This is a genomic window from Rhodococcus daqingensis (assembly GCF_042665615.1).
Lineage (GTDB): Bacteria > Actinomycetota > Actinomycetes > Mycobacteriales > Mycobacteriaceae > Rhodococcus_G > Rhodococcus_G daqingensis.
The window spans coordinates 121835-133001 of sequence record NZ_JBHTCS010000011.1; the positions used below are offsets into that span (position 1 = coordinate 121835).

Consider the following 11167-nt stretch of genomic DNA (forward strand, 5'->3'; position numbering starts at 1 on the left):
GGTGGACACTGTGTGCCATGTGCGAGTCGTGTCATGTCTGAGTCCGTCAACGGCGCCGTTCGCTCGTCCGGTGTACGCAGCTTCAAGATCGAGCACGGTGACTACCGCGCCGAGGTCGTCTCCCGTGGGGCCGGTCTCCGGCTGCTCGAGATCGGCGGCAGGCCGCTCACGGAGACATCGCCAGCAGGGGAGAAGCCGCCGCTGTCCGCGGGGCTGGTGCTCGCGCCGTGGCCGAATCGGATTCGGGACGGCTACTTCATCTTCGACGGCGTCGAACACCAGCTGGCGATCACCGAACCAGCCAGGAACAACGCGATCCACGGGCTGGTGCGCCGCGACGACTGGGAGCTCGAGGAGCACACCCCGGTCCGGGTGCGGCAGAGCATCCGCCTGGGCCTGCACAAGGGCTGGCCGTACCCGCTTCAGCTCACGACCACGCACGAGCTGGGCCCTGCGGGCCTGACCGTCACACACACGGCCGCCAACATCGGCGCGATGCCTGCACCGTTCGGGATGGGTGTGCACACCTTCGTCCGGGCGGGTGACGCGCCGCTGGACGAGTGCACGCTGCGGCTGACCGCGGGCACCCGGCTACCGCTGGACCCGGAGCGAATGCTGCCGGCGGGCAACTCCGAGTCGGTGTACGGCACCGACTTCGACTTCACCGCGCCGCGCTCGCTCGACGGGGTGTGGCTGGACACTCCGTTCAGTTCGATCGTCCCGGACCCGGACGGACGCGCCCGCCACGAGTTGCGCGCCCCGGACGGTTCGGGGGCGGTGTTGTGGACCGACCGTCAGTTCGGCTGGATCCAGGTGTTCACGGCGGACCCGAAGCGGGACCAGGGCTATCCCGGCCGTGGTCGGGCGCTCGCGATCGAACCGATGACCTGCCCGCCGGACGCGTTCAACTCGGGCATCGACCAGGTGGTGCTGCGGCCCGGCGAGACGTGGACGGGAACGTGGGGCCTCGGCGCTCTCTAAGTGGTAAATCCCACTTGCCGTGGACCCTCCCTGGGCAAGTGGGCGTAACAGCGACTAGGTTCTATCCGACTGATAGTGCTACTCGCTGATCCGAGTTTGAGAGGGATCCTTCGTGCCCGCTGCCGATGACACCACACCGACGCTCAGCTACCCCGGTGGCGACCATGCGATGACGATTGCCCGAGCAACTGAGGGCAATGACGGCATCGAGCTGGGCAAGCTCCTGTCCGCGACCGGGTACACCACCCTGGATCCCGGATTCGTCAACACCGCCTCCACCAAGTCGGCGATCACCTACATCGACGGCGAAAAGGGAATCCTGCGTTACCGCGGCTACCCGATCGAGCAGCTCGCGGAGGGTTCGACCTTCCTCGAGGTCAGCTACCTGCTGATCTACGGCGAGCTGCCCTCGGTCGACGAGCTGGCCGCCTTCACCACCCGCATCCAGCGCCACACGCTGCTGCACGAGGACCTCAAGCGGTTCTTCGACGGCTTCCCGCGCAACGCGCACCCGATGCCGGTGCTCTCGTCCGCGGTCAACGCGCTGTCCGCGTACTACCAGGACTCGCTGGACCCCGACGACCCGGAGCAGGTGGAGCTGTCCACCACCCGCCTGCTCGCGAAGATGCCGACCATCGCGGCCTACGCGTACAAGAAGTCCGTCGGACAGCCGTTCCTGTACCCGGACAACTCGCTCTCACTCGTGGAGAACTTCCTGCGGATGACGTTCGGCTTCCCGGCCGAGCCGTACGAGGTCGACCCGGAGATCGCCAAGGCGCTCGACATGCTGCTGATCCTGCACGCGGATCACGAGCAGAACTGTTCCACCTCGACGGTCCGCATGGTCGGCTCGTCCGACGCGAACCTGTTCACCTCCGTCTCCGCCGGCATCAACGCGCTGTGGGGCCCGCTGCACGGCGGCGCCAACCAGGCCGTGCTCGAGATGCTCGACGAGATCAAGGCGACCGGCGGCGACGCCAAGGAGTTCGTCCGCAAGGTCAAGAACAAGGAAGACGGCGTGAAGCTCATGGGCTTCGGTCACCGCGTCTACCGCAACTACGACCCGCGCGCGGCGCTGGTGAAGAAGGCCGCGGACACCATCCTGTCCAAGCTGGGCGGCGACGACGAGCTGCTCGACATCGCCAAGTCCCTCGAGGAGACGGCGCTGACCGATGACTACTTCATCGAGCGCAAGCTGTACCCGAACGTCGACTTCTACACCGGCCTGATCTACCGGGCGATGGGCTTCCCGACGCGCATGTTCACCGTGCTGTTCGCGATGGGCCGTCTGCCCGGCTGGATCGCGCACTGGCGTGAGATGCACGAGGACCCGGCCACCAAGATCGGCCGCCCGCGTCAGATCTACACCGGTTACACCGAGCGCAACTACATCGATCTGGGAAGCAGGTGACTCGAATGAGTGACGAGCCCGTGATCGAGTTCCAGGACGGCCCCCCGCCGACCGAGCTCGTGATCAAGGACATCACCGTCGGCGACGGCGCGGAGGCCACCCCCGGCGCCAAGGTCGAGGTCCACTACCTCGGGGTCGAGTTCGAGACCGGCGAGGAGTTCGACTCCTCGTGGAGCCGCGGCGAGTCCATCAACTTCCCGCTGTCCGGCCTCATCGCCGGCTGGCAGGAGGGGATCCCCGGCATGAAGGTCGGTGGGCGCAGGCAGCTCACCATCCCGCCGGAGCTCGCCTACGGTCCGGCCGGTTCCGGCCATCAGCTCTCGGGCAAGACCCTGGTCTTCGTCATCGACCTGCTCGACGTGGTGGTCCCGCCTGCCGCCCCGGTCATCGAGCCCGCGACCGGCCCGGCCCCCGCTGAGCTGGTCATCGAGGACATCACCGTCGGCGACGGCGCGGAGGCGCAGCCCGGTGGGGTCGTCGACGTCCACTACCACGGTGTCGAGTTCGACACGAACAAGGTGTTCGACTCCTCGTTCCAGCGTGGCGAGTCCGTGAAGTTCCCACTTGCACGGCTGATCCCCGGCTGGCAGGAGGGCATCCCCGGCATGAAGGTGGGCGGCCGCCGCAAGCTCACCGTCCCGCCGGAGCTCGCCTACGGGCCCGCGGGTGGCGGGCACCAGCTCTCGGGCAAGACCCTGGTCTTCGTCATCGATCTGCTGGGCACCAAGTAGTTTTTTCTCGAAGGGCCCCGTATCGCGTTGCGGTACGGGGCCTTTCGCGTACTCAGGGTTCGAGGAAGAACGGGACGTTGAGGACGCAGTTCACAGTCCCGCCGGCGAGGGTGTAGCTACCGGTGACACGTCCGAGTCCGAACATGGGTGGGGTCGTGGCGGTCGTCACCTTGATCTTCATCGCGCCGTCGAGGGTGGCGGGCGGCGCCGGCGGCGCTGATGGAGGCAGCTGGAAGAAGTGATCGACCCGGGGACCGAGCGGGCTGGTAAGGCTGGCTGGATCGACAGGACTCGAGGCAGTGATGGTGAGCAGGCCTGGCCCTCCGGCGGCCACGGTGCCGCACGCCGCGGCAGGCCCGGTCTGACCGCCGAATGGGGTGGCGGCGCCGGCCACCGGCGCGGCGAACAGCGCGCTCGCGGCGGCTCCAGCGATCAGCAGCGCGGCGGACGCACGGACATTTCTTCTGGTCAACATGGTTCTTCCCTTCGCGAGTCGTCTAGGGATGATGGCGACCGCCCGGTTTGAGGGCGAGCCGACCACCATCGTTACTCGCTCAGGGGCGATCGCACATCCCCCGGCTCACGGCCGGAACGGGAACTCGAGCACCAGTCGTGCCCCGCCGAGGCCGCTGACCTGGAAGTATGTGCGGCCGCCGTGGAGTTGCGCCTGCTGTTGGACGAGCGCAAGCCCGAGACCCGAGCCGCCCTTGCTGGCGCCCACGCCGCGATAGAACCGCGCGAACACCGCTTCGCGTTCGGCCTCGGGCACACCGGCGCCGTTGTCGTCGACGGTGATGGTGACGGTGTTCGGGGAGGTGCGGCGGGCGGCGAGAACCACGGTCGTGGCGCCTCCGTGGCGGATCGCGTTGGCGATGGCGTTGTCCAGCGCCAGTCGCAGGCCCGCGGGCAGTCCGCGGATCACCAGCGAGGGCTCCGATTCGACCCGGACCTGCACGTCCGGATGTTGCCGCCGGGCGTCCTGGGCGGCGAGGTCACAGAGTTCGACGACGTCGGTGGGGACGTGGTCCTTGTCGCTCGACAACTCGCCCGACGCGAGGCGTTCGAGTGCGGACAGCGTGGCCTCGACGCGACCCTGGGTTCGTGCCAGGTCGGCGAGGATCTCGGCCTTCTGCGGTTCGTCGAGCTCGAGGGTGCTGAGCACCTCGATGTCGGTGCGCATCGCGGTGAGCGGGGTCCGCAGCTCGTGCGCGGACACGGCCGCGAAGTCGCGCGCGGTGTCGAGGGCGGCGGTGGTCTGGGCCTGGGCCTCTGCGATGCGCGCCAGCATGAGCTCGACGGCGTCGGCCAGTTCTTCGGCCTCGCGTACCCCGGAGACCTTCGGCGGCGGGCCCTCGTGCGGCGGTCCGTCGCCGATCTGGTGGGTGAGCTGCACGATCGGGCGGACGGCCCGGCCGCCGAAGATCCAGCCGAGCCCGGCGGCGGCGGCGATCGCGAGCAGGCCGGCCACCAGTACCCATTGCTGCTGCTCCGCGGTCACGTCCTTGGCCTCGGCGGCGGGGACCGCCAGCGAGACCGTCGTGTCGGTGCCCGCCACCGCCGTGGTGTTCACGCGATACGCGGTGTGGTCGACGTTCACGGTGGCGGCGCCGACCGGCAGCTCGGGGAGCTGGGTCGGGGTGCTCGCGGCGAGCGTGCCGTCGTTTCGGATCGTGACGGCGAACGCACCCGCGTCGCCGAACCTGGGCAGGAACATCGAGGCGGTGCCGATGTTGACGATCAGCACCCGGGAGGCGGTCTCCAGCCGGCGGTCGAGTTGGCTCATGTTGTTGCGCGAGATGGCGAGGGCGACGAACACCCCGAGCAGCGCCACGATGATGGTGGCGCCGAGGGCGGTGGCCGCCGCGACCCGGGCCCGCAGCGAGTAGGAATGCCTGACCCTCACGGGGCCTCCCGGAGCACGAACCCGACTCCGCGGACAGTGTGCAGGAGGCGGGGCGATCCGTTCGATTCGAGCTTTCGCCGCAGGTAGCCCACGAACACGTCGACGACGTTGGTGTCGGCGACGAAGTCGTATCCCCACACGAGTTCGAGCAGGCGCTCCCGGCTCAGGACGACGCCGCTGTTGCGGGCGAGCACGGCGAGCAGCTCGAATTCTCTTTTGGTGAGCTCGATTTCGCGGTCGCCATCGTGTGCTCGGCGGCCGAGCAGGTCGACGGTCAGTGGGCCGACGGTGATCGCGCCCTGCGGTGTCACCGCGGCGGGCGGTGTCGTCCTCCTGCGCAGCATCGCCCGGATGCGCGCGACCAGTTCGGCGAGCACGAAGGGCTTGACCAGGTAGTCGTCGGCGCCTGCCTCGAGCCCGGACACCCGGTCGTCGACCGAGGCGCGTGCGCTGAGAACGCAGATGGGGATGTCGTTGCCCATCGCGCGCAGCGCCGTGACGACGCTGGCGCCGTCGAGTACAGGCATGTTCATGTCGAGGACGATGGCATCGGGGGAGCGATCGGCGACGACGCCGAGCGCCTCGGCCCCGTCTGCGGCGGTGAGGATCGTGAAGCCGGACAGGCGCAGGCCGCGTCGGAGGGAGACGAGCACATCCTCGTCGTCATCGACGACGAGGACGGTGGCGTTGGCGGGTTCGGTCACCCGGCCATTGTGCCCGGAACGGCGGTGGAATTTCCGCCCCGATCGCGAACGGGTTCACCCGTCGGGCGCTCTTCCGCTCGCGCCTCGGGTTACCGCCCTGCGCCAGCGGGTCGGCGGCGATCGTCGTGTGACCCCACGCGGGATTCGGAAAGTGCGCCTCCTTGTCGGCCCCCGGGGGTATTATCGAATGTATGTTCGAGTTCGGTGGTGGAGTCCAGGTCGGCGAGGTGAGCGCCGGCGCCGAGGCGGCGGCCTCGGCGCTGCTGGCCGATGTCGCCGCCCTCGACGAGGTGGGGCGGTCCTGTCGTATCGAGAATCGGTGCGCGGCGCGGAAGGTGTTGGCGGCGGGTCGGTTCTGGGAATCGTGGATCGAACGCGATATCCGGTTGGGGTCGGGTGACATCGTCGACTGCGGCAACAATGCGATCGCCGAGTTGGCGGTGCGGATGGGCTGCTCGAAGACCGTCGCGGAGTCGTTTGCGTCGTTGGGGATGGACCTGCGGCTGCGGCTCCCCCTGGCCCGGGCGGCGTTCGAGGCGGGTGAGCTGGACCTGCCGCGGGTGCGGGCCATCGCGCGGGAGACAACGGGACTGACACCCGAGACCGTCGCGGTCCTGGAACCGGAGATCGTGGCCGCGGCACGGCACCTGACGCCCGGCCCACTGGCCGGGGAAATCAGCCGCCTCATCTCCGAGTTCTCGGCGGAAGAGGCCGCCGCGCAACGCGAAACCGCCCAGCAGCTGGGGCGGCGGATCATCAAACGCGGCCGCGGCACCACCACCTCCACCATCGAGGTGACCGTCTCCCCCGAGGAGGCCGAACAGGTGATGCAGCTGGTCGCCGAGTTCGCCGCCACCGTCTGCCCGCATGACAAGCGCGGCAAGCAATGCCGGCTGGTCGATGCCGTGATGGCGATCATGCACGGCGAGCCGTACCTGCAGTGCAGCTGCGGACGCGATGACTGCACCCAGGCCGGACGAACCGCGCTGCCGGGCCGTCGGGCGTCGCTGACCCAGATCACCATCGACGTTGCAACGCTGCTCGGGTTGTTGTCCGAGCCGGCGTACCTGCACGGACACGGACCGATCGACCCCGAACTGGCGCGGAGGTTGGCCGCGGACGGGACTTGGCAGGCGCTGCTCACCGAGGCACTCAATCTGGCCGAGGAACTCGGCCTGATCCACCATGACGACGGAGATGCCTCTGACGAAGGTGGTACCGGTCAAACGTCGAGCGGTGGATTCGCAACTCCCGCGGCCGAGACAGAAGACGGGACCAAGACTGATACCGGCACAACCGACGGCGCCGATCCCGCTGCCCGCGAGGCCGCCGCCCCGATCAATGACACTGCGCCGCAACCGGAACCGGAACCGGAACCGGAACCGACGGCGGACACCTCGGTCCATACCGACCCCGTGCCAACCACCGCCGACGCGTCACCCCCGCTACCGCCGCGGTTCTGCCTGCGCTCCTACCTTGCCCGCGGCAACCGCCGAAAAGCCGGATACGTCCCCGACTTCGGGACACTCGCTCCACCGCGACCGTGCACAACCACACCACCGGCCCCGACCAGCATCGGCACCATCACCGAGGCGATCCTCGCCGCCATCGATGCCGACCCGACCCTCGCCCGACCGCAATATCCGGACGGGCACGGTGGATTCGCGACTCCACCCGACGGCGCCCTCAGCTACCGCCCCGACGCTGCCACCACCGCACTCGTCCGCGCCCGCGACGGCCACTGCCGCTTCCCCGGCTGCACTCGCCCCGCCGCCCAATGCCAGACCGATCACATCGTCGAATACTGGGCCTACGACCCGGCCGCCGGCGGCTGGACCATCGTGTCCAACCTGCAAAGCCTTTGCCAGTTCCATCACCAACTCAAAACCCTCGGCCTCTGGACCGTGACCGCCCTCCCCGGCCACGCCCTGCTCTGGACCTCCCACACCGGCACCACCGCCATCACCCTCCCCGCCGGCGCCCACGGCAGCCACACCCTCACCACCCCCAGCCCACACATCACCGGCCGCCGCGGCCACATCCCACCACCACCGACACCACCGGACCCGCCGCCGTTCTGAGCCGGGCAGCGCCGCGAAACCGGTCGAGCGGCGGTGTAGAAAGGCAGCCATGAGTCCCGCGATCGTGTGGTTCCGGCGAGATCTGCGTACCCGGGACCTTCCGACGCTGACCGCTGCCGCTGCCGCCGGGGGCGCGGTTCTCGGGCTCTTCGTGCTCGACGAGGCGTTGCTGCGGCCGTCCGGGCCTGCGCGGCGCGAGGTCCTCTACGCCACCCTGGCGGCCCTCGACGAGGAACTCGGCGGCCGGCTGTGCGTCGTCCGGGGCGACCCGCGGGTCGTTGTCCCGCAGGTCGCGAAGGAGATCGGTGCCGACGCGGTGCACGTGAGTGCGGACTTCGGGCCGTATGGGCGTGACCGCGACGAGGCGGTGGCGCGCGAGGTCGACCTCGTGCGAACCGGATCGCCGTACGCGGTGGCGCCGGGCCGCGTGACGAAAGCCGACGGCGGGTCCTACCGGGTCTTCACGCCGTACTTCGGGCGCTGGCTCGACCACGGCTGGCGTGTCCCCGCGGACACCACCGCAAGCACCGTCGCTTGGCTGGATCCGGCGCTACCGATCCGGGTGCCGATTCCGCGGGCCGGCTCGACAAGCCGATGGGAGGCGGGGGAGCGGGCGGCGCTCGCCCGGTGGACCGAGTTTCGCGACAACGACCTGGCGCACTACGACGCCACCCGGGACCGGCCTGATCTCGACGCCACGAGTCGAATGTCGGTGTATCTCAAGTACGGGTGCATTCATCCGCGCACCATGCTCGCGGACCTCGCCGGACGGCCAGACGCGGGACCGGCGGCGTTCCGGCGGCAGCTGGCCTGGCGGGATTTCTACGCCGACGTGCTGCATCACCGCCCGGACAGCGCGCGGCGCAACTACGACCCGCGGTTCGACGCGATGCGCTACGACAGCGGACCGGATGCGGAAACGGCATGGTCGGCGTGGTGCGCGGGCCGAACGGGGTATCCGATCGTCGACGCCGGGATGCGTCAGCTGCTGGCGGAGGGATGGATGCACAATCGGGTCCGGATGATCGTCGCCTCCTTCCTGGTCAAGGACCTGCACCTGCCGTGGTGGCGTGGCGCCCGGTACTTCATGCGGCACCTGATCGATGGTGACCTGGCTTCGAACCAGCACGGCTGGCAGTGGACCGCCGGATCGGGAACCGATGCGGCCCCGTACTTTCGGGTGTTCAACCCGATCAGCCAGGGGCAGAAGTTCGACCCCGACGGAGACTACGTGCGCCGCTGGGTGCCGGAACTACGCGCCATCGCCGGAGCCCGGGTGCACACGCTGGACGACGGTCGCCCGCTCGGCTACCCGGACCCGATCGTGGACCACGGCGTCGAGCGTATGGAGGCGCTGGCCCGTTACGGCGAGCTGAAACGGGGTTAGGGTCGAACGATGGGCATCGTGTACTCGAGCGTGGTGGACACGCCCCGAGCCGAGGTCTTCGCCTGGTACGGCAGGCCGGGCGCCTTCGCCCGGCTGTCGCCGCCCTGGCAGCCGCTGCGGATCGTGTCGGAGGCGGACTCGCTCGCCACCGGACGGGCGGTGCTCGCGCTGCCCGGCGGGCTGCGGTGGGTCGCCCGCCACGACGGCGCCGCGTACGACCCACCCCATCGCTTCGTCGACGAACTCGCCGCCGACGGGCCCGCATCGCTCCCGGTCCGGGCCACCCTGTCCTGGAGGCACATTCACGACTTCACCGAGGTCACCGCGGGATCGACCCGGGTGATCGACCGGGTCGAGACCCCGGTGCCGGAGTTCCTGCTGCGGTCGACGTTCGCGTACCGGCATCGCCAACTCGCCGGGGACCTGGCCGCGCACCGCTGGGCGAGCGGGCGGGGCGTCCGGCCGGCGGTGGTCGCGGTCACCGGCGCCTCCGGTCTCGTCGGCTCGGCGCTGACCGCGTTCCTGAGCACGGGCGGGCACCGCGTGATCCGCCTGGTTCGCCGCGCGCCCCGGACCCCCGACGAACGCCGGTGGGACCCCGAGGACCCCGCGGCGGACCTCCTGGCGGGCGTCGACGCCGTGGTGCACCTGGCGGGCGCGTCGATCGCCGGGCGATTCACCGCCGCGCACATGCGGGCGATCCGGGACAGCCGCGTGGGCCCGACCCGCCTGCTGGCCGGGCTCGCGGGCCGCACGGACGGCGGCCCGCGGGTGTTCGCGTCCGCCTCGGCCATCGGGTACTACGGATTCGATCGCGGCGAGGAGCTCCTGTCCGAGGACAGCTCCCGCGGCGACGGGTTCCTCGCCGATGTCGTCGCCGAGTGGGAGGCGGCCACCGGGCCCGCGGAGGAGGCCGGGCTGCGGGTCGTCCGGGTGCGCACCGGCGTGGTGCAGTCCGCCAGGGGCGGCACCCTCGCGCTGCTCCGCCTGCTGTTCGCGGCGGGCCTGGGCGGCCGGATCGGCGACGGCGGTCAGTGGTTGTCGTGGATCGGGCTCGACGACCTGGTGGACGTCTATCACCGGGCCCTCTTCGACGAGACGCTCCGCGGACCGGTCAACGCGGTCGCGCCCGCGCCGGTCCGCAACATCGACTACACCCGCACCCTCGCACGGGTACTGCACCGTCCCGCGGTTCTGCCGGTCCCCGGGTTCGGACCGCGCCTGATGCTCGGCGAGCGGGGTGCCCGGGAACTGGCCGAGGCAGATCAGCGGGTCGTTCCGACGCGGCTCGCGCTCGCGGGGCACGGGTTCCGGCATCCGGATGTCGAGTCGGTGCTGCGCCATCAGCTCGGCCGGACAGCCGGCTGACCTCACACCGTGCACAGCGGACGGATGTCCTCGCGCCCTCCGGTCGTCGGAGAGGTGAGCAGCAGGCACGAGTTGTACCCGCGGGATTCGACGACCGCGCGGATCTCCCGCCAGCGTTCGGCGGAGGCGGACGCGGACCGCGACAGGACGAATCCCGAGAACCGGCCCGGATCCCCGACCAAGGCCCACGAGTAGTCGTCGGAGATGTGGCTCACGACGTAGTTCGTCGGTCCGTCCGGCGAGTCCTGGGTGGACACCCCTGGGAAGCTCACATGCAGCTGCGCCATGGTCGCGGGGTCGTTCACCCGCGCATTACCGACGACGCCTGTGCTGCCCCCGGTCCACGTGGTGCACCTGTTCTCGACGCGCACGTTCTGTCCGTCGAGCAGCGAGTACGTGGCGTGGGTGTCGCGGGCACAGTTCACGCTGAACGGCTGCGGCACCGCGGCGAGCTGATGCCACCGACCCATGTAGCGCTGCACATCGAGTGACGGGACCGGGGCCAGGGGTGCGGCCGCGGCGGGCGCCGCGACGAGCGCGGTGCCCGCGAGCACAACCAGGCCCACGGCGGCCTGGACGATGGGTTTGTTCATCATGCGAT

General features: G+C 70.0%; 10 protein-coding genes and 1 pseudogene. 7 read left to right on the top strand and 4 right to left on the bottom strand.

Annotated features, from left to right (window positions below; all coding sequences use genetic code 11):
- The first annotated feature begins 33 nt into the window (after positions 1-33).
- The 4 genes and pseudogenes from ACFQS9_RS09600 (at position 34) to ACFQS9_RS09615 (ending at position 3123) form a co-directional block, all read left to right on the top strand.
- Positions 34-981 carry an aldose 1-epimerase family protein gene (locus tag ACFQS9_RS09600; protein WP_378403909.1) on the top strand — a complete coding sequence of 316 codons (948 nt, stop codon included), beginning with the start codon at positions 34-36 and terminating at the stop codon, positions 979-981.
- A gap of 112 nt (positions 982-1093) precedes the next feature.
- Positions 1094-2392 (top strand): citrate synthase, encoded by a 1299-nt coding sequence (locus ACFQS9_RS09605; RefSeq protein ID WP_378403911.1) that lies wholly within the window; start codon positions 1094-1096, stop codon positions 2390-2392.
- A gap of 5 nt (positions 2393-2397) precedes the next feature.
- Positions 2398-2748, top strand: a pseudogene (locus ACFQS9_RS09610) (FKBP-type peptidyl-prolyl cis-trans isomerase); the annotation flags it as partial.
- A 6-nt stretch (positions 2749-2754) separates the two neighbouring features.
- Positions 2755-3123 (top strand): FKBP-type peptidyl-prolyl cis-trans isomerase, encoded by a 369-nt coding sequence (locus ACFQS9_RS09615; RefSeq protein ID WP_378404163.1) that lies wholly within the window; start codon positions 2755-2757, stop codon positions 3121-3123.
- Between the two features lie 52 nt (positions 3124-3175).
- On the opposite strand, the gene ACFQS9_RS09620 is transcribed toward ACFQS9_RS09615, so the two are convergent.
- From ACFQS9_RS09620 to ACFQS9_RS09630, 3 genes are all read right to left on the bottom strand, one after another.
- Positions 3176-3598, bottom strand: a complete 423-nt coding sequence (locus tag ACFQS9_RS09620) for a hypothetical protein (protein ID WP_378403913.1) — start codon at positions 3596-3598, stop codon at positions 3176-3178.
- Between the two features lie 105 nt (positions 3599-3703).
- Positions 3704-5026, bottom strand: coding sequence for a sensor histidine kinase (locus tag ACFQS9_RS09625; protein WP_378403915.1), 1323 nt, complete (start codon positions 5024-5026; stop codon positions 3704-3706).
- Positions 5023-5730, bottom strand: coding sequence for a response regulator transcription factor (locus tag ACFQS9_RS09630; protein WP_378403916.1), 708 nt, complete (start codon positions 5728-5730; stop codon positions 5023-5025). Before ACFQS9_RS09630 ends, ACFQS9_RS09625 begins: the two co-directional genes overlap by 4 nt.
- Positions 5731-5921: 191 nt before the next feature.
- Here ACFQS9_RS09630 and ACFQS9_RS09635 point away from each other — a divergent pair, with 191 nt between their 5' ends.
- The 3 genes from ACFQS9_RS09635 to ACFQS9_RS09645 are packed head-to-tail and all read left to right on the top strand — an operon-like array spanning position 5922 to position 10566.
- Positions 5922-7811: an HNH endonuclease signature motif containing protein gene (locus ACFQS9_RS09635; RefSeq protein WP_378403917.1), complete on the top strand. Its 1890-nt coding sequence runs from the start codon at positions 5922-5924 to the stop codon at positions 7809-7811.
- Positions 7812-7860: 49 nt separating this feature from the next.
- Positions 7861-9198: a cryptochrome/photolyase family protein gene (locus tag ACFQS9_RS09640; RefSeq protein WP_378403919.1), complete on the top strand. Its 1338-nt coding sequence runs from the start codon at positions 7861-7863 to the stop codon at positions 9196-9198.
- 9 nt (positions 9199-9207) lie between these two features.
- Positions 9208-10566 carry a TIGR01777 family oxidoreductase gene (locus ACFQS9_RS09645; protein ID WP_378403921.1) on the top strand — a complete coding sequence of 453 codons (1359 nt, stop codon included), beginning with the start codon at positions 9208-9210 and terminating at the stop codon, positions 10564-10566.
- Between the two features lie 2 nt (positions 10567-10568).
- On the opposite strand, the gene ACFQS9_RS09650 is transcribed toward ACFQS9_RS09645, so the two are convergent.
- Positions 10569-11159 (bottom strand): lipocalin family protein, encoded by a 591-nt coding sequence (locus tag ACFQS9_RS09650; protein ID WP_378404165.1) that lies wholly within the window; start codon positions 11157-11159, stop codon positions 10569-10571.
- Positions 11160-11167: the final 8 nt, after the last annotated feature.